The 22,673-nt window shown below is 73.6% G+C and carries 18 protein-coding genes and 3 pseudogenes; 7 read left to right on the forward strand and 14 right to left on the reverse strand.

Features of this window, described 5'->3' with window-relative positions; all coding sequences use genetic code 11:
- Nucleotide 1: 1 nt before the first annotated feature.
- A complete protein-coding gene (locus ACZ619_RS25630; protein WP_469603207.1) occupies nucleotides 2–862 on the reverse strand; it encodes a winged helix-turn-helix transcriptional regulator in 861 nt (286 codons plus the stop codon).
- Nucleotides 863–963: 101 nt separating this feature from the next.
- Here ACZ619_RS25630 and eno point away from each other — a divergent pair, with 101 nt between their 5' ends.
- On the forward strand, nucleotides 964–2,247 hold the full coding sequence (gene eno / locus ACZ619_RS25635) for a phosphopyruvate hydratase (protein ID WP_469603209.1): 1,284 nt from the start codon (nucleotides 964–966) through the stop codon (nucleotides 2,245–2,247).
- A gap of 99 nt (nucleotides 2,248–2,346) precedes the next feature.
- On the opposite strand, the gene ACZ619_RS25640 is transcribed toward eno, so the two are convergent.
- A complete protein-coding gene (locus tag ACZ619_RS25640; protein WP_469603211.1) occupies nucleotides 2,347–2,802 on the reverse strand; it encodes a MarR family winged helix-turn-helix transcriptional regulator in 456 nt (151 codons plus the stop codon).
- A 110-nt stretch (nucleotides 2,803–2,912) separates the two neighbouring features.
- Here ACZ619_RS25640 and ACZ619_RS25645 point away from each other — a divergent pair, with 110 nt between their 5' ends.
- Both ACZ619_RS25645 and ACZ619_RS25650 read left to right on the forward strand, forming a co-directional pair.
- Complete coding sequence (locus ACZ619_RS25645; protein WP_469603214.1) at nucleotides 2,913–3,986, forward strand: substrate-binding domain-containing protein; 1,074 nt, start codon at nucleotides 2,913–2,915, stop codon at nucleotides 3,984–3,986.
- Nucleotides 3,987–4,110: 124 nt separating this feature from the next.
- A complete protein-coding gene (locus tag ACZ619_RS25650) occupies nucleotides 4,111–5,811 on the forward strand; it encodes a purine-cytosine permease family protein (protein WP_469603217.1) in 1,701 nt (566 codons plus the stop codon).
- Nucleotides 5,812–5,835: 24 nt separating this feature from the next.
- Here the strand turns inward: ACZ619_RS25650 and ACZ619_RS25655 are convergent, their stop codons facing one another.
- Together ACZ619_RS25655 and ACZ619_RS25660 are read right to left on the reverse strand one after the other, a co-directional pair.
- On the reverse strand, nucleotides 5,836–6,927 hold the full coding sequence (locus ACZ619_RS25655) for an NAD(+)/NADH kinase (protein ID WP_469603298.1): 1,092 nt from the start codon (nucleotides 6,925–6,927) through the stop codon (nucleotides 5,836–5,838).
- 77 nt (nucleotides 6,928–7,004) lie between these two features.
- Nucleotides 7,005–7,232: a response regulator transcription factor gene (locus ACZ619_RS25660; RefSeq protein ID WP_469603219.1), complete on the reverse strand. Its 228-nt coding sequence runs from the start codon at nucleotides 7,230–7,232 to the stop codon at nucleotides 7,005–7,007.
- 276 nt (nucleotides 7,233–7,508) lie between these two features.
- Here ACZ619_RS25660 and ACZ619_RS25665 point away from each other — a divergent pair, with 276 nt between their 5' ends.
- Entirely contained in the window at nucleotides 7,509–9,914 is a 2,406-nt protein-coding gene (locus ACZ619_RS25665; RefSeq protein WP_469603222.1) for a SpoIIE family protein phosphatase, read from the forward strand.
- A 37-nt stretch (nucleotides 9,915–9,951) separates the two neighbouring features.
- Here ACZ619_RS25665 and ACZ619_RS25670 read toward each other — a convergent pair whose 3' ends face one another.
- From ACZ619_RS25670 to ACZ619_RS25680, 3 genes are all read right to left on the reverse strand, one after another.
- Nucleotides 9,952–10,920 (reverse strand): serine/threonine-protein kinase, encoded by a 969-nt coding sequence (locus ACZ619_RS25670; RefSeq protein ID WP_469603226.1) that lies wholly within the window; start codon nucleotides 10,918–10,920, stop codon nucleotides 9,952–9,954.
- A gap of 146 nt (nucleotides 10,921–11,066) precedes the next feature.
- Nucleotides 11,067–11,492: a TIGR03668 family PPOX class F420-dependent oxidoreductase gene (locus ACZ619_RS25675; protein WP_469603229.1), complete on the reverse strand. Its 426-nt coding sequence runs from the start codon at nucleotides 11,490–11,492 to the stop codon at nucleotides 11,067–11,069.
- 18 nt (nucleotides 11,493–11,510) lie between these two features.
- Nucleotides 11,511–12,152, reverse strand: coding sequence for a phosphoribosyltransferase (locus tag ACZ619_RS25680; protein ID WP_469603231.1), 642 nt, complete (start codon nucleotides 12,150–12,152; stop codon nucleotides 11,511–11,513).
- Between the two features lie 160 nt (nucleotides 12,153–12,312).
- Between ACZ619_RS25680 and ACZ619_RS25685 the strand changes: the two are divergent.
- Nucleotides 12,313–12,801, forward strand: a pseudogene (locus ACZ619_RS25685) (polysaccharide deacetylase family protein); the annotation flags it as partial.
- A gap of 14 nt (nucleotides 12,802–12,815) precedes the next feature.
- On the opposite strand, the gene ACZ619_RS25690 reads toward ACZ619_RS25685, so the two are convergent.
- Nucleotides 12,816–14,045 carry a cytochrome P450 gene (locus tag ACZ619_RS25690; RefSeq protein WP_469603301.1) on the reverse strand — a complete coding sequence of 410 codons (1,230 nt, stop codon included), beginning with the start codon at nucleotides 14,043–14,045 and terminating at the stop codon, nucleotides 12,816–12,818.
- 144 nt (nucleotides 14,046–14,189) lie between these two features.
- A pseudogene (locus ACZ619_RS25695) lies at nucleotides 14,190–14,420 on the reverse strand (DUF2278 family protein); the annotation flags it as partial.
- Between the two features lie 159 nt (nucleotides 14,421–14,579).
- Between ACZ619_RS25695 and ACZ619_RS25700 the strand changes: the two are divergent.
- Entirely contained in the window at nucleotides 14,580–15,020 is a 441-nt protein-coding gene (locus ACZ619_RS25700; protein WP_469603234.1) for an SRPBCC family protein, read from the forward strand.
- A gap of 112 nt (nucleotides 15,021–15,132) precedes the next feature.
- Complete coding sequence (locus ACZ619_RS25705) at nucleotides 15,133–15,786, forward strand: Crp/Fnr family transcriptional regulator (RefSeq protein ID WP_469603237.1); 654 nt, start codon at nucleotides 15,133–15,135, stop codon at nucleotides 15,784–15,786.
- A gap of 186 nt (nucleotides 15,787–15,972) precedes the next feature.
- Here the strand turns inward: ACZ619_RS25705 and ACZ619_RS25710 are convergent, their stop codons facing one another.
- The 5 genes and pseudogenes from ACZ619_RS25710 to ACZ619_RS25730 form a co-directional block, all read right to left on the reverse strand.
- Nucleotides 15,973–17,124, reverse strand: coding sequence for an XdhC family protein (locus ACZ619_RS25710; protein WP_469603240.1), 1,152 nt, complete (start codon nucleotides 17,122–17,124; stop codon nucleotides 15,973–15,975).
- 83 nt (nucleotides 17,125–17,207) lie between these two features.
- Nucleotides 17,208–18,664 (reverse strand): annotated as a pseudogene (locus ACZ619_RS25715) (NCS2 family permease).
- A gap of 80 nt (nucleotides 18,665–18,744) precedes the next feature.
- A complete protein-coding gene (locus ACZ619_RS25720; RefSeq protein WP_469603243.1) occupies nucleotides 18,745–21,141 on the reverse strand; it encodes a xanthine dehydrogenase family protein molybdopterin-binding subunit in 2,397 nt (798 codons plus the stop codon).
- 4 nt (nucleotides 21,142–21,145) lie between these two features.
- Nucleotides 21,146–21,667, reverse strand: coding sequence for a (2Fe-2S)-binding protein (locus ACZ619_RS25725; protein ID WP_469603246.1), 522 nt, complete (start codon nucleotides 21,665–21,667; stop codon nucleotides 21,146–21,148).
- The gene (locus tag ACZ619_RS25730) at nucleotides 21,667–22,557 is read right to left on the reverse strand and encodes an FAD binding domain-containing protein (protein ID WP_469603249.1); all 891 of its coding nucleotides are present in this window, start codon (nucleotides 22,555–22,557) and stop codon (nucleotides 21,667–21,669) included. The genes ACZ619_RS25725 and ACZ619_RS25730 overlap by 1 nt, the downstream gene beginning before the upstream one ends.
- Between the last annotated feature and the right edge of the window lie 116 nt (nucleotides 22,558–22,673).

Here is a 22,673-nt window from a genome sequence, read left to right on the forward strand (position 1 = left end):
CTCAGCTCTTCCCGTCCGCGGCCAGGCGGAGGGCCTCGGCGACCGTGTGCGGGATGTCGGTGACGGGGAACAGCACGTGCCGCACGGTCCGTTCGGCGTCGACGACCAGGACCAGCCGTTTGTGGCGCAGCCGGCCGGCGCCGCGGAAGGCGGGCAGCCGCAGGGCCGCCGTCAGACGGTGGCCGGCGTCGGAGAGCAGCGGGTACGGGAGGTCCTCCGCGCGGGCGAACCCGGCCTGCTCCCCGGTGAACTGGGTGCTGATGCCGCGTACCGCGACGCCCGCCCGCCGGAAGTCCGGCCAGGCGTCGCGAAAGCCGCGGTGCTCCAGCGTGCAGCCCGGGGCGCCCGGGATCGGCGGCTCGCCCCAGTCGACGCCCGTGCCGGGGTAGGTGAACAGCACGGTGGCGCGGGCGTCCGGGTCGATCAGCGGGGAGCCGGCCGGGGTGCCGGGCAGGCTCAGGTCGTCGGGGAGGCGGGTGCCGGGCAGGGCGTGGACGCGGGCGTGCTCCGCGCCGTCCCCGGCCGCGGTCGCGGTGAGCGCGCCGTCGCCGAGGACCCAGCGGTCGCCCCAGTCCTGCATGGCGACGAGCACCGGGAGCAGGGCCGTGCCGGCGTCGGTGAGCAGGTACTCGTAGCGCACCGGCCGCCGTTGGTACAGGCTGCGCCGGAGCACGCCCTGGGCGACCAGGCGGCCGAGGCGTTCGGTGAGCACCTTCCGGGACAGCCCGATCTCGGCGGCCAGCGCGTCGAAGCGGACGTGGCCGCCGGCGACCTCACGCAGGACCAGCACGTTCCACCAGTCCCCCAGGACCAGCGCGGCCTGGGCGACGCCACACGTCTCGTCGGCGTTGTGCATCCTCATGGACCCATAGTAGGTTCCTTTTCGAGACTCACTTTGTTTCCAACCGGAACTTACCGCCCGCCGGCGCACGGAGCCGCGGGCCCAGCGTGAGGAGCTGCACCGTGACCGCCATCAGCCGCGTCGTCGCCCGGGAGATCATCGACAGCCGGGGCCATCCCACCGTCGAGGTCGACGTGGAACTCAGGGACGGCTCGCTCGGCCGCGCCGCCGTCCCCTCGGGCGCCTCCACCGGCGCCCGGGAGGCCGTGGAACTGCGCGACGGCGACCCGGCCCGCTTCCACGGCAAGGGAGTCCGCCGCGCGGTCGACGCCGTCAACGAGACCGTCGCGGACGCCGTGACCGGACTCGACGCCGAGGACCAGGCGACGGTCGACCGCACGATGATCGAGCTGGACGGCACCGAGACCAAGGCCCGGCTCGGCGCCAACGCCCTGCTCGGCGTCTCCCTGGCCACCGCCAAGGCCGCGGCCGCCGCCCACCGCCTCCCGCTGTACCGCTACGTCGGCGGGGTCGGCGCCCGGCTCCTGCCGGTGCCGATGATGAACATCGTCAACGGCGGCGCCCACGCCGACAACCCGCTGGACTTCCAGGAGTTCATGATCGCCCCCGTCGGCGCGGCCACCTTCGCCGAGGCCGTCCGGATGGGTTCCGAGGTCTTCCACACCCTGCGCACCGGCCTCCTCGCCGCCGGCCACAGCGTCAACGTCGGCGACGAGGGCGGCTTCGCCCCCGACCTGCGCACCGCCGAGGAGGCGCTGGACTTCGTCGTCCGCGCCATCGAGCAGAGCGGCTACAAGCCGGGCACCGACATCACCCTCGTCATGGACCCGGCCAGCTCGGAGTTCTTCCGCGACGGGGTGTACGACTACACGGGCGAGGGCGTCCGCCGCAGCCCCGCCGAACACGACGGGTACCTGGCCGCGTTGGTCGACCGCTACCCCGTCGCGTCGATCGAGGACCCGATGGCCGAGGACGACCACGCGGGCTGGCGCGACCTGACCGCCCGGCTCGGCGACCGCTGCCAGCTCACCGGCGACGACGTCTTCTGCACCAACGAGACCCTGCTGCGGGCCGGCATCCGCGACGGCATCGCCAACTCGGTCCTGGTGAAGGTCAACCAGATCGGCACCCTCACCGAGACCCTGGCCACCGTCACCACCGCCCACCGCGCGGGCTACACGGTCGTCATGTCCCACCGCTCCGGCGAGACCGAGGACACGACCATCGCCGACCTCGCCGTCGCCACCGGCTGCGGCCAGATCAAGACCGGCTCCCTCTCCCGCGCGGACCGCACCGCCAAGTACAACCAACTCGTCCGCATCGAACAGGAACTGGGCCCCCAGGCCCGGTACGCGGGCACGGAAGCCCTGGGCCTGCGCCGCTGACACCCACAGGCGGACGACGCCTCCCCCGCGCCGCCTCCCTCTCGGGCCGCCCTCGCGGTGCCGCCCCCCTCGGTGCCGCCCTCGCTCAGCCGGAGGTGCTCAGCCGGAGGTGCTCGGGGCGGGCTCGTCCGCGGTGTCGGCCGCCCGGGTGAGCCGGGGCAGCAGCCGGGCGAGCGCGCCCTCGTCGCCGACCGCGCCGAGCAGCCGGGCCTGGTCGGCGCGGACCCGGTCGGCGGCCCTGCGGTGCAGCTCCTCGCCCCGCGGGGTGAGGTGGAGCAGGACGCGGCGGCGGTCCTGGGGGTCGGGGCGGCGGTGGACGAGGTTGCCGGCGACCATGCGGTCGACGAGCTTGGTCAGGCTGGGCGCCGGCATCAGGGCCTGCTCGGCGATCTCGGACATCGCGTGCCCCCGGCCGTCCCCGACGACCGACAGGACCCGCCACTCCTCGACCGCGCAGTCCTCCTCGGCCAGCACCGCGGCCAGCCGCCGGACGATGCTGCGCTCGGCATGGCCGAGCAGATGGGCGAGGTCCGGCGAGGAGGGTACGAACGGCATTGCCGGTGTCCTTCCGGTAGGTCTACTGTGCGCGCAGAATACGAGCCTCAGCGAGGGCGCCGGGGTCCGGGACCCGCATCCGCGTTCCCATGCCCGCACGGAGGTGGCCGATGCGTCCGGCGCCGCCGGGTGACACGAGTGCCGTGCTGGTCCTCGCGCTGGTCGTGCCCCTCCAGGGCCCGGCGGGGGTCTTCGGGCCGTCGTGCGAGTCGGCCGCGCGGCTGGCGGCGGAGGAACTCAACGCCGCCGGGGGTGTGCTGGGCCGCGAGGTCAGGCTGGTCACGGTGGACGGCGGGGCGCCGCCGCACCGGGTGGCGGCCGAGGTCGGCACGCTGGTCGAGGTGGGCGCCGTCGACGGGGTGGTGGGCTGGCACACCTCGGCGGTACGGCAGGCGCTGCTGCCCCGGATCGCCGGCCGGGTGCCGTACGTCTACACCGCGCAGTACGAGGGCGGCGAGCGGACCCCCGGGGTGTTCCTGACCGGTGAGACCGACGCCGCCCAACTGCTGCCCGCGATGCGGCTGCTGACGGAGGCCGGCGGGGTCAGGCGCTGGTGCACGGTGGGCAACGACTACGTCTGGCCGCGGGTGACCGCCCGCGCGGTCCGCGGGTACGCGCGGGCCTGCGGCGGCCGGGTCCGGGACGAGGTGTTCGTGCCGCTGGGGACGGACGGGTTCGCGCCGGTGCTGCGCCGGATCGAGCGGTGCGAGGCCGACGCGGTGCTGATGCTGCTGGTCGGGGCCGACGCGGCCCGCTTCAACCGGGCGTTCGCCGCGCACGGACTGCACCAGCGGTGCCTGCGGCTGAGCACCCACATGGACGAGAACATCCTGCTGGCCACCGGCGCCGAGGGCACTGACGGGCTCTGGGCGACGGCCGGCTTCTTCGAGGCCCTCGCGACCGCGGAGAGCCTCGACTTCGGCGCCCGGCACGCGGCCCGGTTCGGTGCGCAGGCGCCGGTGGTGGGCAGCCCGGGCGAGTCGTGCTTCGAGGGGGTACGGCTGCTGGCCGCACTGGCCGAGCGGGCCCGTTCGCTGGACGTACGGGCGCTGAGCGCGGTCGGGGACGCGGTGTCGTACGAGGGTCCGCGGGGCGTCGTACGGCTGCGCGGCAACCACCTCGCCCAACGGCTGTACCTGGCACGGGCGGACGCCTTCGACTTCCACGTGGTCGCCCAACTCTGAGGCCACGCCCAATACTTCCCACGGGAAGTATCAAGCTTTGTCTTTTAAAGCAGGTGAAACGTTCGGGAAACAGCGCGCCGCGACTCTTCCGTGCAAACGACCGGGGACGAGAGAGGAACGAGTCGTGACGGAGATCGTCGGCAAGGAGGCGCCGCCGACCGCGGCGGAGAGCCGGACGGACGGCAAGCGCACCTACAACGACTGGGCGCGGAACGACACGTTGGAGGACTACTCGCTGCGCTACGCGCCGAAGTCCTTCCGCCGCTGGACCCCCTACGTGGTGGCCACCACCGCGCTCGGCGGCATCGCGTACCTCGCGGACTTCGCCATCGGCGGCTCGATCGCCGTCTCCAACGGCTTCTCCAGTGCCATGGTGGCGATCCTGACGGCCGCGGTGGTCATCTTCCTCACCGGCATCCCGATCTCGTACTACTCGGCCAAGTACTCCATCGACATGGACCTGTTGACCCGGGGCGCGGGCTTCGGCTACCTCGGCTCGACGCTCACCTCGGTCATCTACGCCAGCTTCACCTTCATCTTCTTCGCCCTCGAAGGCTCGATCATGGCGCAGGCCCTGGAGCTGGGCCTGCACATCCCGCTCGCCGTCGGGTACCTGATCTGCTCGCTCGTCATCCTGCCGCTGGTCGTCTACGGCATGACCGCGCTGTCGAAGATGCAGGTGTGGACGCAGCCGGTGTGGCTGGTGCTGATGGTCGCGCCGTTCGTGTCCATCGCGATCCAGGACCCGGGCAGGTTCTCGGAGTTCACGCACTTCGCGGGCGACTCCCCCACCGGGTCGGGCATCAGCATGCTGGGGGTGGGCGCGGGGGCGGGTGTCGCGCTGTCGCTGATCGCGCAGATCGGCGAGCAGGTGGACTATCTGCGGTTCATGCCGGACAAGACCCCGGAGAACGGCAGGAAGTGGTGGGGCGCGGTGCTCTCCGCCGGTCCCGGCTGGGTGGTGCTCGGTGCGGCCAAGCAGATCGGCGGCGCCTTCCTCGCGTTCTACATCGCCGGCAGCGTGGGTCTGGCCAAGGCCAACGAGCCGATCCAGCAGTACGTGTCCGGCTTCAGGACGTTCGCCGCGCCCGTCGCGCTGGGCCTGGCCACGTTCTTCGTGATCCTCTCCCAGATAAAGATCAACTCGACGAACGCGTACTCGGGTTCGCTGTCCTGGTCGAACTTCTTCTCCCGGCTGACGCACCGTCACCCCGGCCGGGTCGTCTACATCTTCCTCAACGTCGGCATCGCGCTGGCCCTGATGGAGGGCGGTGTCTTCGGCTTCCTCAACACCGTGCTCGGCTTCTACTCCAACGTGGCCATCGCCTGGATCGGCGCGGTCGTCGCCGACCTGGTCATCAACAAGCCGCTGGGGCTGAGCCCCTCGTACATCGAGTTCAAGCGCGCCCACCTGCACAACTTCAACCCGGTCGGCTTCGGCTCGATGCTGATCGCGTCGGCGGTCTCGATCGCCGCCTACTTCGACGCGTTCGGGGCGTACGGCAAGGCGTACTCGCCCTTCATCGCGCTGTTCCTGGCGATGGTGCTCTCGCCGCTGTTCGCGGTGCTGACCAAGGGCAGGTACTACATCGCCCGCGTCGACGACCTGGCGGAGCCGCTGCTCGGCGAGGACGGTCTGCCGTCTGCGGTCACGCTCGACTGCACGGTGTGCGCGACCGCCTTCGAGCGGCCCGACATCGCCGGCTGCCCCTTCCACTCCGGCGCGGTCTGCTCCCTGTGCTGCAGCCTGGAGAAGGACTGCCACGACTCCTGCAAGAGCGGCCCGGTGACCCTCGCCATGCCGACGGTACGCACCGCGGACTGACCACCGGTCCGCCTGCCGCCCCGGTCAGCCGCCGCCGGTGGCGTCGTCCACCGGCTGGAGCCGGGTGGCCAGGGGCAGCAGGGAGAGGTGGGCGAGGTCGCCCGGCGGGGGTGTGGTCACCGACCACAGGGGCGCGGGGGTGCCGTCGGCGACCGCGGCCGGGGCGTCGGTGAGGTTCATGCGCTCGCGCAGCCGGCCGTAGAAGTCCATCGGCGCCAGCCGGACCACCCGCAGCCGGCTCGGGGCGGCGTACACCCCGATCCAGTCACCGGGCCCCAGCACGCCCCGCACCTGGCCGTCGATGCTGACGGCGGCCTGGCCGGAGCGTTCGAGGACCCGCAGGCCGACGGGCTCGTCCGGGGCCGTGACGACCGAGCGGTTGAACGCCATGTGCGGGGCGACCGGGGTGAAGACCAGGGCGTCCGCGCACGGCGAGACGACGGGGCCGCCGGCCGCGAAGCTGTAGGCGGTGGAGCCGGTCGGCGTCGCGACCAGCAGCGCGTCGGCGGAGTAGGAGGCCAGCAGCCGGCCCGCGATGTACACGCCGACGGAGACCTGGCGGTCCCGGGACAGCTTCTCCACCACGATGTCGTTGACCGCGGTGACGTGCAGCGGCACGCCCCACTCGGCGTCCGTCTCGCAGTCCGTGCGCACCTGGGGCGGGGGCAGCAGCGGACCGCGGCCGTAGCGCATCAGCTCCTCCATGTCGGCCGGCATCTCCGGGCGGCGGGAGGCCCGCATCGTCAGCAGCATGCGGCTGTCGACGGTGAACCGGTCCTCGCGCACCGCGTCCAGCGCCGCCCGCACCGAGCGGGCCGGCACCTCGGTCAGGAAGCCGACCCGGCCCAGGTCGACGCCGAGGACGAGCGCGTCGTTGCGGGCGGCGAGCCGGGCGCCGCGCAGGAAGGTGCCGTCACCGCCGAGGGTGACGACGAGGTCGGGATGGCCCGCGGCCGCGACCTCCTCCCCCGAGCTGTGCCGTCCGCCGTCGTGCCAGACGTCGATGTCCGCGCACCGCACGCCGTGCTCCGCGGCCCACTCCCGCACCGCGCGGGCCGCCTCCGCGGCCTCCGTACGACCCCCGTGCACCACCAGTCCGAGCCCGTTCACCGTCATCTCCGCCTCCAGGACGCCGTGGCCGGCCGCTGTTCCCACGCTGTCACGGCGCGGCGGATCTGTCGGGCGGAGCGGGGTCACAGCCCCAGGGAGACGGCGAGCCGGGTGAGCTCGGCGGTGGTGTTGATGTCGAGCTTGGCGCGGATCCGGCGGAGGTAGGCATCGACCGTGTGCCGGGAGAGCCCCATCTGCCGGGCGGCCTGGAGGTAGGTGCAGCCGGCGGCGATGTGCTTCAGCGTCTCGCGCTCACGCGGGGCCAGCGCGGCGGCGGTCTCGGTGGGCCGGGTGACAACGGTGAAGCTCATGGGAGGTTCCTTCACTGCGACTGCTGATGCGGCCACTGGTGCGACCGCCGATACGACTGCCCCATAAGGGGCGTTTTGTCCGTTTACAAAACCCTGACAAGCCGACGTCATGACGCCGTCCGCCGACTGTCACAGGCGCGTCACAGGAAACCGGGACGGGCGGGGCGCGGGCAGGGCGCGGAGCGCGCGGGCGGTGGCGGATTGGTGCTCACCGCCGGCCGGGATCATCCTGGTGGGGAGAGTCGGCCGTGCAGGTTCCGCGAAGGATGAGCGGCGATGGAGCGACGTCCCACCCCTCCCAGCAACCCGGCGCAGACCCACGCCGTGCCGCAGGGGGCGTACACCGCGGCGGTCACGGTGGACGAGCGGGGCGTCGTGACCGGCTGGAGCGACGGGGCCGGGCTGCTGCTCGGCTATCCGCCCGCCGAGATCCTCGGGCACCCGGCCGCCGGACTGCTCGCCGAACCGGACCGGGACACCTGGCGGGAGGCCGCCACCGGGCCGCGCTGGAGCGGGACCGCGGCGCTGCGCCACCGGGCCGGACACCGCCTGGACCACGACGTACTGGTGCACCGCCGGCCCGCGGGACGGCGGCCGGGCGGCACGGAGTGGCTGGTGGTGTCCGCCGTGACCGGACCGCCGCCGGCCGCCGACCGGACGCTCGGGGCCTGGGCCTTCGACCAGTCCCCCTGCGTCACCGCCGTCTTCGACGAGGCGCTGCGGCTGGCGCGGGCCAGCGCCGGGATGCAGCGCACGCTCTCCCTGGCGGAGGGGACGATGCGCGGGCTGCGGCTGACCGACATCGCGCCGTACGAGGGCAGCGCCGAGGCCGAGGCGGGGATGCGGCGGGTCCTCGACGGCGGCGGACCGCAGGACGTCCGCCTCCGGCTGGACCCGGCCGACCCGGACCGCGGCTGGCAGGCCCGGCTGGTGCCGCTGGCGGACTCCGGCGGGCGGGTGCGCGCGGTGGCCCTGACGGCCCACCCCGACCCGTCCGAACGGCTGGTACGGCAGCGGATGCTGCTGCTCGGCGAGGCCGGGCTGCGCATCGGCACCGGCGCCGACATGCAGCGCACCGCGCGCGAACTGGCCGACGTGGCCGTGCCCGCCTTCGCCGACGTGTGCGCCGTGGACCTGCTGGACGCGCCCCGGCCGGGCGCGGCGCCCGGCGACGGCCGCGCGCTGCGGCGGGCGGCCGTGCGCTCGGTGCCCGACGGGCCGCCGCTCCCCCAGCCGTCGGGCGCGGCGCTGCGCTGCCCGCCCTGGTCCCCCGCGGGCCAGTGCCTGGCCGGGGGACAGGGCGCGGTGTACACGGGCGACGACGCGGTGGTGGCCCGCTGGGCGCGGGAGGATCCGCAGGCCGCGGCGTGGATCGGGGAGAGCGGGGCGCACTCGCTGCTGGCGGTGCCGCTGCGGGCGGGCGGCACCGCGTTCGGGGTGGCCCTCTTCGGGCGGAGCCGGCGGGCCGAGCCGTTCGACGCGGACGACCTGTGGCTGGCCCGGCAGCTGGCGGCCCGGGCGGCCACCAGCATCCAGGGCTCCGCGCGCACCGAGCGGCAGCACACCACCACGATGACCCTCCAGCGCAGTCTGCTCCCCCAGACGCTGCCCCGGCAGTCGGCGCTGGACATCGCCACCCGCTACCTGCCCTCGGTGAGCAGGGCCGGGGTGGGCGGCGACTGGTTCGACGTGATCCCGCTGTCCGGGACCCGGGTCGCGCTCGTCGTCGGCGACGTCGTGGGCCACGGCATGCGGGCCGCGGCCACCATGGGCCGGGTCCGTACGGCGGTCCGCACCCTGGCCGACGTCGACCTGCCGCCCGACGAGCTGCTCAGCCACCTCGACGACCTGGTCGTCCACCTCTCCGCCGAGGAGGCGGGCGCCGACGACTGCGCGGAGACCGCCGGCGGTGTGGGCACGACCTGCCTGTACGGCGTCTACGACCCGGTCACCCGGCGGCTCGCCGTCGCCCGGGCCGGCCACCCGCCGCCGGCCGTGGTCACCGAGGGCACCGTCCACTTCCTCGACGTGCCCGCCGGGCCCCCGCTCGGCCTGGGCGGGCTGCCCTTCGAGTCGTACGAGACGGAGCTGCCCGAGGGCAGCCTCGTCGCCCTCTACACCAACGGGCTGCTCGAACCCCGCGACCACGACATCGACGAGGCCCTCGACAAGATGTTCGCCGCGCTCGCCCGGCCCGCCCGGAACCTGGACGCCGTCTGCGACCGGGTCCTGACCTCGATGCTCACCCACCGCCCCGACGACGACATCGCGCTGCTCGTCGCCCGCACCCACGCCCTGCACGCCGACCGGGTCGCCACCTGGGAGCTGCCCTTCGACCTGGCCGCCGTCGCCGAGGCCCGCAAACGGGCCACCGAGCAGCTGATCGCCTGGCGGCTGGAGGAGGCGGCGTTCATCACCGAGCTGATCGTCAGCGAACTGGTCACCAACGCGTTCCGGTACGGCCGGCCGCCGGTCCGGCTCCGGCTCATCCACGACGACCACACCCTGACCTGCGAGGTCTTCGACTCCAGCAACACCGCCCCGCACATGCGGCGGGCCCACACCTTCGACGAGGGCGGCCGCGGACTGCTCCTCGTCGGCCAGATGGCCCAGCGCTGGGGCACCCGGCACTCCGGCACCGGCAAGACGGTCTGGGCGGAGCAGTACCTCGCCGGGGGCTGACGGCCGGCGGCACACCGCGGCGCCTGCGGCGGAGCGCTCAGCGGCCGAAGACCGGGCGGGCCCAGGCGGGCGGGAGCGGGGTGCGGTGCGGGGTGCGGCCGGTGGACAGACCGACCGTGGGGGTCCCGTCGCCGGAGCACTCCGGCGGTTCCGGCTCCGGCTCCGCCGCTCCCGTGCCGTACGCGGCGGTGCGCAGCGCGCCGACGAACTCCAGGCAGGAGCCGTAGCGGTCCTCGGGGACCTTGGCCAGCGCCCTGGCGAACACGTCGTCGAGGCCGGGCGGCAGCCCCGAGCGGGCCTCGCTGAGCGCGGGCGGCAGGTCGTACTGGTGCGCCCACAGCAGCGCGATGTCCTCGTCCCGGACGAACGGCGGGCCGCCGGCGAGCATCTCGAACACCACGCAGGCGAGGCTGTAGAGATCGCAGCGGCCGTCCACCGGGCGGCCCGAGATCTGCTCGGGCGCCACGTAGTCCAGCGTGCCGACGAACTCGCCGACGGTCGTGAACCCGGTCAGCGAGAGCGACTTCTTGGTCAGTCCGAAGTCCGTGAGGTAGACGTGCTCGGGATGCTCGCTGTCCGTGCCCCGCGCCACCAGGATGTTGCCGGGCTTGACGTCCCGGTGCACCAGGTCGTGCTCGTGGGCCGCGTCCAACGCGGAGGCGACCTGGGCGGCGATGCGCAGCGCCGCGTCCACCGGCAGGACGCCCTCCTTGTCGAGCAGCGCGCGCAGGTCCGGGCCGGAGACGTAGCGCATCGCGATGTACAGCACGCCATCCGTCTCGCCCGCCTCGAAGATCGGCACGATGTGGGGGTGGTCGAGGGCGGCGGCCACGCGCGACTCGTAGGAGAAACGGCGCCGGAAGGTGTCGTTGCGGGCCATCTCGGGGGCGAGCAGCTTCAGCGCGACGGTGCGGTCCAGGCGCAGGTCCGTCGCGCGGTAGACGACGGCCATCCCGCCGCGCCCGATCTCGCCCTGGACCTCGTAGCCCGCGATGCGCGTCGTCATCCCCTCGTCACCCCGCAGCATCCAAAACCTGCCCAAATCGTATCCAGCGGTGCGGTCGCCCGCCCGGGCGGACCCGTCCTGCGAGTAGACCCGGAACCGGCGGGCGGGGTCATGTTCCGACAGCTCGGGGCTTGACAGGCGCGGCCTCAGTCCTCGCGGGGGGCCGCCTGCCAGCCGGTCCAGCGCGACACGGTCACCAGGACCGCGGGACCGCCCGGGGGCAGCTCGCGGTACTGCGGGTACTTCCCGCACAGTGCCGCGACGACGCCCGCGGTGGCGGGGACGACGCTCGCCGCGCCGTCCGCCCGGACCCACCACAGCCGCTCCCAGTCCTCGTCGTACGCGTCGGCGAGGAGGCACACCAAGGGGCGCGCGGCGATGTTGCGCAGCCGCTTGAGGCGCATGGTGGTCTTGGGCTTGTGGTCGACGGCCGTGACGACGCCGTCCGTGCCGTAGCGCGCGAAGACGACCGGCACCAGATGGGGACGGCCGGCCTCGTCGACGGTCGCGAGCCGTGCCACCCGCGCCGCGGCGAACCGCCGCCTCGCCTCGTCCTCGGTCAGCTCCGGCACCGCGCCGCCCCTCCCCCGTCAGGGCGCGCGCAGCGCGTCGAGCACGTCGGCGTCCGTCAGCTGCCCGAAGTCGTCGTACCACTGGCCGACGGAGCTGAAGGCGACCGGCCGGCAGGGGCAGACCACGAGGTCGGCCTCGGCGGCCATCGCGTCCAGGGAGTCGGGCGCGCCGACCGGGACGGCCAGCACGGTCCGGGCGGGGCCGTGCCGCCGTACGTGGCGCAGGGCGGCGCGTGCGGTGGATCCGGTGGCCAGCCCGTCGTCGACGACGATCACGGTACGGCCGCGCAGCCCGGGCGGCGGCCGGCCCTGCCGGTACCGGAGCTCGCGGCGGCGCAGTTCCCGCCGCTCCCGTTCCACCACGGGGGCCAGGGACTCCTCGCTCAGGCCCAGGTGGGCGAGGGTCGCCCGGTCGAGGAGCGGCGGGTCGTCCCCGGCGATCGCGCCGACGCCGAACTCCTCGTGGGACGGCGCTCCGATCTTGCGTACGACGAGCACGTCCAGCGGGGCCGGGAGCTCGCGCGCGACCTCGGCCGCCACCGCCGCGCCGCCTCGGGGCAGCGCCAGCACGACCGGGTCCGGCAGGGCGCCCTCGTCCCGCAACCTCCTCAGCGCGTCGGCCAGTTCGCGGCCGGCGTGGGCACGGTCCCGGTAGCGCACGGCACGTCCTCTCGGCCGGGGTCGGCCCCCTCCTCCATGGTCACACCGGGGGCCGCCGAAGGCATCGAGGACCGGATCCGGCCACCCGCATAAATTCGCACACATTTTCTATAAACTGTGCGTACAGTCCCGCCGTGCCATTATCGGGCACCCCTCCGAGCAAGAACACATCGAGACGTACCCGGAGCTGGTCAGGAGGACGGCCGCGGAGGGACACTAGGTCGCCGGCCACACCTGGGGCCACAAGATCCTCACCCGGCTCCCGGACCGCGGGATACGCGCGGAACTCACCCGTACCGACGACGCCGTAGAGCGCCTCACGGGCCGGAGACCGACGCTCATGCGCCCGCCGCAGGGCCGCACCGACGCCGGCGTCCACCGGGTCTGCCGCGAGCTGGGCCCGGCGGAGGTGCTGTGGAGCGTGACCGCGAAGGACTACCTGACCACCGACTCCCGGCTCATCACCCGGCGGGTCCTGGACCAGGCGTCCCGGGACGGCATCATCCTGCTGCACGACCTGTACCGGGGCACCGTGCCCGCCGTGCCCGGCATCATCGACGCCCTCAAGGCGCGCGGGTACGTCTTCGTCACCGTCCCGCAGCTGCCGGCACCCGGCAGGGCCGAACCGGGCAGGGTGTACCGGCCGTGACCCTCCCCCGCCCCTCACCAGACCAGGTGGAGCTGTTCCGGGGAGCGGTGGATCAGCGTGGGGCGCATGGTGACCGGACGGCCGGGCGCGAGCCGCAGTCCCGGCAGCCGGCGCGTCAACTCCTCCAGGGTGATGCGGAGTTGCTCGCGGGCCAGCTGGGCGCCGACACAGGCGTGCGCACCGAGGCCGAAGGCGAGATGGCGGGCGGGGGCGTCCCGGGTGATGTCGAACGCGTCGGGGCCCGGATGCCGCGCGGCGTCCCGGTTGGCCGCGCCGAAGGCGACGAACAGCTCCGCCTCGGCCGGGAGTTCGGTGCCGGCGAGGACGACAGGACGGGTGGCGACCCGGCGGAAGCCCTGGAGCGCCGTGTCGTAGCGGGCCGCCTCCTCGACGGCCGCCGGGATCAGGTCGGGCCGGGCGCACAGCAGTTCCCACTGCCCCCGGTGGCTCAGCAGGTGCAGGACGGCGGTGCCGATGAGCGCGGTGGTGGTGAGGTGCCCGGCGATCAGCAGGTTCTGCAGATGCGCGACGGCCTCGTGCCGCTGCGCCAGGGTGAGTTCGTCCCCGCCCGGTCCGGCCACCGCGGCGACGACCTCGGTGGCCAGGTCCTCGCGGGGGCGGACGTGACGGTCGCGGACGCAGGCGTCGAGGACGTGCTGCATGGCGACCACGTCCTCGGCGGCGGCGACCTGCTCGTCCTCCGTCAGCGGGCGGAACAGCAGTTCCTCGGCGCGGTGACCGCCGTGCACGACGAGCGGGACGTCGGCGGGGTCGAGCCCGACGATCCGGCCGATCACCTCGCCGGGCAGCCGCGCGGCGTAGGCCGCCATCAGCTCCGCCCCGCCGTCGGCGGCGAACCCGTCGACGAGGGCGGCGGCGCGCTCCCGGACGTACGGCACCGCCGCCGCGATCCGCGCGGGCGACAGCGCGCGCAGCAGCGGGGCGCGCAGCCGCTGGTGCCGTTCGCCGTCCGAGACGACGACCACCGCACCGCCGCCGAAGCCGCCGCCCAGCACCTCCAGCGCGGCGGGCACCGGCATGGCGTCCGGCCGTAACGCGTTCACCGACGAGAACTCCTCCGTGCGGAGCAGCACTTCGCGTACGTCGGCGTCCCGGGCGACCAGCCAGGCGTCCAGCTCGGGCACGTGCACCAGCCCCTCGGCCGCCTGTGCCCGCGCGTAGAGCGGGTACGGCTCGCGCATCAACGCGTCGAGTCTGCGCTGCGGTTCGCTTTCGTGCGCCATGAGCGGCCCCCGGGACGACGACGGCGGACGGGTCGCGCTCATGGTGCCGCACCACCGCACGGCCGGGACAGGGCCGCGCGGAGCCCGGTCCAGAAGACGACCCACCACCCCTCCCGGGCGGCAGGGCCCGGGAGGCAGGGTGTTCCAGCCGCCCGCCGGGCCATCCAGGCGGGCGGTGAGCGGGTGTTCGAAGCCGTCGTCGACGAGGTAGAGCAGACCGGCGGGATTCTGCTGCGAGAGGACGTTCACGGCGGCCCGGTAGTGGACTCCGGTGTCATCCGTGAGGTGGATCTGGTAGTGCGGGCTGTCACCCGCGCCCTCGCGCCGGGTGTCGACCGCGCGTGCGATCGGTACGCCGTGGCTCTTCAGCGGCATGACAGCCAACTCGCCCTGAGGGAGGGGTGCTTCGCCCGCCCATGGCGGGAATCGTACGGCGGGCGGCGCCGGTTCCGGTCCGGGTCGGGGGATTTCGCCGGCCCTGTGAACACGCGGAGCGCGTCCCGCCGGCGGCGGCACGTTCCCTACGATCGTGCCGTGGTCAACTTCATCCTCCAGCGGACGGCTCCGCTGCCGATCGACGAGGCGTGGCGCCGGCTCACGGAGTGGTCCCGGCACGCCGACGTGGTCCCGCTGACCCGGATCACCGTCCTCACCGACGCCCCGACCCACGAGGGCACCGTCTTCGTGGCCCGCTCGGGTCTCGGACCGCTGTCCTTCGACGACCCGATGGAGGTGACCGTCTGGGAGCCTCCCGAGGACGGCGGCCCCGGCCGGTGCCGCCTGGTCAAGCACGGCCGGGTGGTGCTCGGCTGGGCCGAACTGGAGGTGCGCCCCGGCCCCGGCGGCCGCACCCGGGTGGTGTGGCACGAGGAGCTGCGGGTGCGGGGGGTGCCGTCGGTGTTCGACCCGCTGGTGCGGCGGGTGGCCCGGGCGGTGTTCGGACGGGCCGTCAACTCGCTGCTCCGTCGCGCCTGATCGCGCCCCCGCGCGGCCGGTGGCCCCTTGGCAGGGCCCGCCCGCACGATGGACAGTGGCCCTCCGGTGCCGAACGGTCACCGTGCGTCGAGGCGGCCGGGAGGCTCGGAAGGTGGCGTTCTTCTCGCCCGGGGAGGCGAAGCTGTTGCGGGAGGCCGGGCACCCGCGCGGATGGGCCCGGGGCACGGTGCTGATGCACGAGGGCGAGGCGGCCGACTCCGTCGTGCTGCTCACCGGCGGCCTGGTGAAGGCGACGGTCGACTCGGCCAACGGCTACACCAGCCTGCTCGCCCTGCGCGGCCCCGGTGAACTCCTCGGCGAACTCTCCTGCATCGACGGCCGGCCCCGCGGCGCGACCGTCACCGCGATGCGCCGCAGCGAGGGCGTGGTGGTCACCTCGGACGCCTTCGTCCGGCTGCTGGCGCGCGACCCGGGCCTGTGCCTGTCGGTGCTGCGCAGTGTCGTGGGCCGCCTGCGGGACTCGGACGGGCTGCGCGCCGAACAGGGCGCCCGCACCACCCGGGCCCGGGTCGCCGGACTGCTGGTGAAACTCGCCGTCCAGTACGGGTCGGCCGCACCCGAGACGCTGCCCGGCGCCGTCTCCGTCCAGGTCAACCAGCGTGAACTGGCCGCCGCCACCGGGGCCTCCCGGGAGTCGGTGGTGCGCTGTCTGCGGGCCATGCAGCAGGAGGGCCTGGTGGCCACCCGCCGGGGCCGCACCGTCGTGCTCGACCTGGCGGGCCTCAGGCGCTGGGCCGAGGAGTGAGCGGTCCGCTTGCACCCGGAACGCATGAGAACGGAACTCCCGCCGCCGAATGCGTCATTTGACGCTGTACGACGGCGGCGGAGACGCTTCGATCGTCCCCTGGCGCCCGGACCGGTAAGACGATCGGGGGAACGGACCGGGCGCTCCGGGGGCACACGCCAGTGGCCGCACGGGGGGAAGCGGGGGCTAGGCCACCGACCCGATCCGCCGCGCCGGGGCGGACGTCGCGTCGTGGTGGATCGGGGTGTGCGCGCCGGTGAGGGAGACGCCGCTGCCGCCACGGCGGTCGGCGACGATCTCGGCGGCGATGGACAGGGCGGTCTCCTCGGGCGTTCGGGCGCCGAGGTCGAGGCCGATCGGGGAGCGCAGCCGGGCCAGTTCCAGCTCGGTGACACCGACCTCGCGCAGCCGTCCGCTGCGGTCCAGGTGGGTGCGGCGGGAGCCCATCGCGCCGACGTACGCCACCGGCAGGCGCAGGGCCAGCCGGAGCAGCGGGACGTCGAACTTGGCGTCGTGGGTGAGGACGCACAGCACGGTACGGCCGTCCACCCGCGTCCGCTCCAGGTACCGGTGCGGCCAGTCGACGACGATCTCGTCGGCCTCGGGGAAGCGGGCCCTCGTGGCGAACACGGGCCGCGCGTCGCACACCGTCACGTGGTGGCCGAGGAACTTGCCGACGCGCACCAGCGCGGACGCGAAGTCGATCGCACCGAAGACGATCATCCGGGGCGGCGGGACGGACGACTCGATCAGCACCGTGAGCGGTGCTCCGCAGCGCGAGCCCCACTCCCCGATCTCCCGGGTGCCGGTGCGCCCGGCGTCCAGGAAGGCGAGGGCCTCGGCGGCGACCGTGCGGTCCAGCTCGGGACGGCCGCCGAAGCCGCCCCGGCGGGAGCCGTGGGCGTCCACCAGGACGGCGCGGCCGAGGAGTTCGGCCGGCCCGGTGACGATCCGCGCGACCGCCGTCGCCTCCCCGCGGGCCGCCGCGGCCAGCGCGGCCGCGACCACCGGCCGGGCGGGATCCGCCGCCCGTACCGGGGTGACGAGGATGTCGATGACGCCGCCGCAGGTCAGGCCGACGGCGAAGGCGTCCTCGTCGCTGTACCCGAAGCGCTCCAGGACGGTCTCGCCGTCCGCCAGCGCCTGCCGGCACAGCTCGTACACGGCGCCCTCCACGCACCCGCCGGAGACCGAGCCGACGGCGGTCCCGTCGGCGTCCACCGCGAGGGCGGCGCCGGGCTGGCGCGGGGCGCTGCCGCCGACCGCCACGACGGTGGCCACGGCGAAGTCACGCCCTTCGCCGATCCACCGGTCCAGCTCCTCGGCGATGTCCAGCATGTCCGGATCTCCTTGACTGCGGTGGGGAAGAGGGCGGTGGGGAAGGGCGCCCCCGGAGGGGCGCGGGCGAGCCGGCGGAGCGCCTAGTGGACGCCGAGCCGGCTCTCGATGGGATGGAGGGCGAAATAGACCAGGAAGATCGCGGTCAGTGCCCACATGAATGCCCCGATCTCCCGCGCCCTGCCCTGGGCCGTCCTGATGGCGGTGTACGAGATCACGCCCGCGGCCACACCGGTGGTGATGGTGTAGGTGAAGGGCATCAGGACGACCCTCAGGAACACCGGGACGGCGGTGGCCCGGTCGGCCCAGTCCACGTGCCGGGCGTTCATCAGCATCATCGCGCCGATGACCACCAGGGCGGCGGAGGCGACCTCCTGCGGGACGATCGCGGTGAGCGGGGTGAAGAACAGGCAGGCCGTGAAGAACAGCCCGGTGACGACGGAGGCGAGCCCGGTGCGGGCGCCCTCGCCGACACCCGTGGCCGATTCGATGAACACGGTCTGGCCGGAGCCGCCGGCCACCCCGCCGATCGCCCCGCCCGCGCCGTCGATGAACAGCGCCCTGGACAGGCCCGGCATCCGCCCCCTGCCGTCGGCGAGCCCGGCCTCCGTGCCGACGCCGATGACGGTGGCCATCGCGTCGAAGAAGCCGGCGAGCACCAGGGTGAAGACGATCATCGTCACCGTCATGGCGCCGACCCCGCCCCAGCCGCCGAACGCGACGTGCCCGAAGAGCGAGAAGTCCGGCATGGAGACGGCGGAGCCGTGCAGTTCGGGGCCCCGCCGGCCCACTGTCCGGGGTCGACGACCCCGGCGGCGTTGAGCGCGGCGGCCACGGCCGTGCCGGCGGCGAGGCCGATCAGGATGGCGCCGGGGACGTTGCGGGCCTGGAGCACGAAGATGAGCAGCAGGGTGCCGGCGAAGAGCAGTACCGGCCAGCCCACCAGTTCGCCCGCCGGGCCCAGGGTGACCGGGGTGGCCCTGCCCTGGTGCACGAAGCCGGACTTGTAGAAGCCGATGAGGGCGATGAACAGCCCGATGCCCATGGTGATGCCGTGCTTGAGGGCGAGCGGGATCGCGTTCATGATCATCTCGCGGAGGCCGGTGACGACCAGCAGCATGATGACCACGCCGTACAGCACGCACATGCCCATCGCCTGCGGCCAGGTCATCTGCGGGACGACCTGGGAGGACAGGACCCCGGACACCGACAGGCCGGCGGCGAGCGCGAGCGGCACCCGGCCGACGAAGCCCATCAGGAGCGTGGTGAAGGCCGCGGCGAACGCGGTCGCCGTGATCAGCGCCGACCGTCCGAGCGTGTCGCCGGCGACGTCCTTGCCGGACAGGATCAGGGGGTTGAGCAGGAGGATGTAGGCCATCGCCATGAAGGTGGTGACGCCGCCGCGGACCTCACGCGCGACGGAGGATCCTCTGCGGGATATGTGGAAGTACCGGTCGAGCCAGGACCGTCCGGCCGGGACGCGGGTGCCGTCGCCCGCGTCCTCGGGTGTGGTCCTGGGCTCTGCCGACTGCTGGGCCATGGTGCCGTCTCCCAAGGTTCAAAGAGGATTGGGATGTGCACGACCCGGGGGACGGCCCGAGACGAACGGTGGTGGTGCGCCTAGGCGTTGCCCGTCAGGTGCTCCGGGCGTACCGGGGTCCTGTTCAGCTCCAGTCCGGTCGCGTCGCGGATCGCCGCGAGGACGGCCGGCGTCGACGAGAGTGTCGGCGCCTCGCCGATGCCACGGAGCCCGTACGGGGCGTGGTCGTCGGCGAGTTCGAGGACGTCGACCGGGATGGTCGGCGTGTCGAGGATGGTCGGGATCAGGTAGTCGGTGAAGGAGGGGTTGCGCACCTTGGCCGTCTTCGGGTCGACGATGATCTCCTCCATCACCGCGATGCCCAGGCCCTGGGTCGTGCCGCCCTGGATCTGGCCGAGGACGGAGAGCGGGTTGAGCGCCTTGCCGACGTCCTGGGCGCAGGCCAGTTCGACCACCTTGACCAGGCCCAGCTCGGTGTCGACCTCGACGACCGCGCGGTGCGCGGCGAAGCTGTACTGGACATGGCCGTTGCCCTGCCCGGTGTGCAGGTCGAAGGGGACGGTCGGCCGGTGCCGCCACTCCGCCTCGATCTCGACCGCGTCCTCGCCGAGCACGTCGGCCAGGTCGGCGAGCACCTCGCCGGCGTCGGTGACGACCTTGCCGCCCTCCAGCAGCAGCTCGGCCGTGGCCCAGGCCGGGTGGTAGGCGCCGAACCTGCGGCGGCCGAGCTCCAGGACCCGCTCCCGGACCAGCTCGCAGGAGTTCTTGACGGCGCCCCCGGTGACGTACGTCTGCCGGGAGGCCGAGGTCGAACCCGCCGAGCCCACCCGGGTGTCGGCCGGCTGGATGGTCACCTGGGCGACACCCAGCTCGGTCCGGGCGATCTGCGCGTGGACGGTGACCCCGCCCTGTCCGACCTCCGCCATCGCGGTGTGCACGGTGGCCACCGGCTCGCCGCCGACCACCTCCATCCGCACCCGCGCGGTCGAGTAGTCGTCGAAGCCCTCGGAGAAGCCGACGTTCTTGATGCCGACCGCGTAGCCGACGCCGCGGACGACGCCTTCGCCGTGGGTGGTGTTGGACAGACCGCCGGGCAGCTGCCGTACGTCCGCGCCCTCGCTGCTCTCCCACTGGCGCTCGGGCGGCAGCGGCATCGCCTTGACGCGGCGCAGGAGTTCGGCGACCGGGGCGGGCGAGTCCACCGGCTGCCCGGTCGGCATGACGGTGCCCTGCTCCATGGCGTTCAGCTTCCTGAACTCCACCGGGTCCATGCCGAGTTGCGCAGCCACCTTGTCCATCTGCGCCTCGTAGGCGAAGCAGGCCTGGACCGCGCCGAAGCCGCGCATCGCGCCGCAGGGCGGGTTGTTGGTGTAGAGGGCGATGGCCTCGATGTCCACGTCGTCGACGACGTACGGTCCGATGCCGAGCGAGGAGGCGTTGCCGACGACGGCCGGGGAGGCGGAGGCGTAGGCGCCGCCGTCGAGCACGATCCGGCACCTGACGTGCGTCAACTTGCCCTCGTGGGTGGCCCCGTGCTCGTAGTAGAGGCGGGCCGGGTGGCGGTGGACGTGCCCGAAGAAGGACTCGAAACGGTTGTAGACGATCTTGACGGGCTTGCCGGTGCGCAGCGCCAGCAGGCAGGCGTGGATCTGCATCGACAGGTCCTCGCGGCCGCCGAACGCGCCGCCGACACCGGCCAGCGTCATCCGCACCTTGTCCTCGGGCAGGCCGAGCACGGGCGCGATCTGGCGCAGGTCGGAGTGGAGCCACTGGGTGGCGACGTAGAGGTGGACGCCGCCGTCCTCCTCGGGCACCGCGAGACCGGACTCGGGGCCGAGGAAGGCCTGGTCCTGCATGCCGAAGCGGTACTCGCCCTTGACGACGACGTCGGCGCGCCGGGCGGCCTCGTCGGCGTCGCCGCGGACGATCGGCTGGCGGTGCACGATGTTGGGGTGCGGGACGTGGCCGATGTGGTGGTCGGTGCGGTTCTCGTGGACGAGGACGGCACCGGGGGCGGTGGCCGAGGCCTCGTCGGTGATGACGGGCAGCTCGCGGTACTCGACCTTGATCTTGGCGGCCGCGCGGCGGGCGGTCTCCGGGTGGTCGGCGGCGACGATGGCGACCGGTTCGCCGTGGTGGCGCACCTTGCCGTGCGCGAGGACCGGGGTGTCCTGGATCTCCAGGCCGTAGTTCTTCACCTCGGTGGGCAGGTCGTCGTACGTCATGACGGCGTGGACCCCGGGCTGGGCGAGGGCCTCGCCGATGTCGATCGAGACGATCTCGGCGTGCGCGACCGTCGAGCGCAGGATCTGGCCCCAGAGCATGTCCTCGTGCCACAGGTCGGACGAGTAGGCGAACTCGCCGGTGACCTTGAGGGTGCCGTCCGGGCGGAGTGTGGACTCGCCGATGCCGCCCTTGGCCGGGGAGCCCTGGGTGACCTTGGTGGGTGTGCCGAGGGGGGCGCTGTCGGAAGGCATCGGCTCAGACCGCCTCTCCCTGCCGGGCGGCCGCGAGGCGGACCGCGTCCATGATCTTCTCGTAGCCGGTGCAGCGGCACAGGTTGCCCGACAGCGCCTCGCGGATGTCCGCGTCGGACGGGTTGGGGTTGTGCTCCAGCATCTCGTCGGCCGCGACCAGCAGGCCGGGCGTGCAGAAGCCGCACTGGACGGCGCCGGCGTCGACGAACGCCTGCTGGACGGGCGAGAGTCCGGCGTCCTCACCGGTCGTCGAGTCCGCACCCCCGCAGGCCCGCTGCCGCGCGTACTCCGCCAGTCCCTCCACGGTGACGACCTCCCGGCCCTCCACCTGGCCGGCCGCGACCAGGCAGGAGCAGACCGGCACCCCGTCCAGGCGGACCGTGCAGGACCCGCACTCGCCCTGTTCGCAGGCGTTCTTGGAGCCCGGCAGCCCGAGCCGCTCGCGCAGCACGTACAGCAGGCTCTCGCCCTCCCAGACGTCGTCGGCTTCCTGCGGACGTCCGTTGACGGTGAAGTTGACGCGCATCAGGCGACACTCCCCTTCCGAAAAGTGGTGCCGCGGTACGACTCCCAGGTCCAGGTGAGGGTCCGGCGGGCCATCACGCCGACCGCGTGGCGGCGGTAGCCGGCGGTGCCCCGGACGTCGTCGATCGGGTTGCAGGAGGCGGCGCACAGGTCCGCGAACTGCTTGGCGACCGACGGGGTGATGATCTGTCCGTTGTCCCAGAAGCCGCCCTCGTCGAGGGCCGCGTTCAGGAAGTCCTCGGCGGTCCGCGCACGTACGGGCGTGGGGGCGGCCGAGCCGATCCCGGTGCGCACGGTGCGCGTCTCGGGGTGCAGGGCGAGCCCGAAGGCGCACACGGCGATGACCATCGCGTTGCGCGTGCCGACCTTGGAGTACTGCTGCGGGCCGTCGGCCTTCCTCACGTGCACGGCGCGGATCAGCTCGTCGGCGGCGAGCGCGTTGCGCTTCACCCCGGTGTAGAAGTCGTCGATGGGGATGAGCCGGGTGCCGCGCACCGACTCGGCCTCGACCTCGGCGCCGGCGGCGAGCAGCGCGGGGTGGGCGTCGCCGGCCGGGGAGGCGGTGCCGAGGTTGCCGCCGACGCCGCCGCGGTTGCGGATCTGCGGGGAGGCGACGGTGTGCGAGGCGAGCGCGAGGCCGGGCAGCTCGGTGCGCAGGTGCTCCATGATCCGGGTGTAGGGCACCGAGGCGCCGAGGCGTACGCTCTCCTCGCCGACCTCCCATTCGTAGAGATCGACGATGCGGTTGAGGTCGAGGAGGTACTCGGGCCGGCGGTGGTCGAAGTTGATCTCGACCATCACATCGGTGCCACCCGCGATCGGCACTGCGGTGGGGTGCTCGGCCTTCGCGGCGAGCGCCTCCTCCCAGCTGGCGGGGCGAAGGAAGTCCATGACCGGCTCTCTTCTCCGTCTCGTTGATTCTCGTGAGTCGTGCGGATTGAGCCAATCCGTGTGCGGCGGGCCAGGCTCGTTCATGTCCTGTTAACGCGGAACGAGGTCAGTACACC

Source organism: Streptomyces sp. NPDC104367 (assembly GCF_055583825.1).

What these genes read in the sequence shown, in the direction of transcription:
- ACZ619_RS25630 (WP_469603207.1), bottom strand. Translation starts at nt 862, where the DNA reads ATGAGGATGCACAACGCCGACGAGACGTGTGGCGTCGCCCAGGCCGCG.
- ACZ619_RS25640 (WP_469603211.1), bottom strand. Translation starts at nt 2,802, where the DNA reads ATGCCGTTCGTACCCTCCTCGCCGGACCTCGCCCATCTGCTCGGCCAT.
- ACZ619_RS25645 (WP_469603214.1), top strand. Translation starts at nt 2,913, where the DNA reads ATGCGTCCGGCGCCGCCGGGTGACACGAGTGCCGTGCTGGTCCTCGCG.
- ACZ619_RS25655 (WP_469603298.1), bottom strand. Translation starts at nt 6,927, where the DNA reads ATGACGGTGAACGGGCTCGGACTGGTGGTGCACGGGGGTCGTACGGAG.
- ACZ619_RS25660 (WP_469603219.1), bottom strand. Translation starts at nt 7,232, where the DNA reads ATGAGCTTCACCGTTGTCACCCGGCCCACCGAGACCGCCGCCGCGCTG.
- ACZ619_RS25665 (WP_469603222.1), top strand. Translation starts at nt 7,509, where the DNA reads ATGGAGCGACGTCCCACCCCTCCCAGCAACCCGGCGCAGACCCACGCC.
- ACZ619_RS25670 (WP_469603226.1), bottom strand. Translation starts at nt 10,920, where the DNA reads ATGACGACGCGCATCGCGGGCTACGAGGTCCAGGGCGAGATCGGGCGC.
- ACZ619_RS25690 (WP_469603301.1), bottom strand. Translation starts at nt 14,045, where the DNA reads ATGGCGCACGAAAGCGAACCGCAGCGCAGACTCGACGCGTTGATGCGC.
- ACZ619_RS25710 (WP_469603240.1), bottom strand. Translation starts at nt 17,124, where the DNA reads ATGCTGGACATCGCCGAGGAGCTGGACCGGTGGATCGGCGAAGGGCGT.
- ACZ619_RS25720 (WP_469603243.1), bottom strand. Translation starts at nt 21,141, where the DNA reads ATGCCTTCCGACAGCGCCCCCCTCGGCACACCCACCAAGGTCACCCAG.
- ACZ619_RS25725 (WP_469603246.1), bottom strand. Translation starts at nt 21,667, where the DNA reads ATGCGCGTCAACTTCACCGTCAACGGACGTCCGCAGGAAGCCGACGAC.
- ACZ619_RS25730 (WP_469603249.1), bottom strand. Translation starts at nt 22,557, where the DNA reads ATGGACTTCCTTCGCCCCGCCAGCTGGGAGGAGGCGCTCGCCGCGAAG.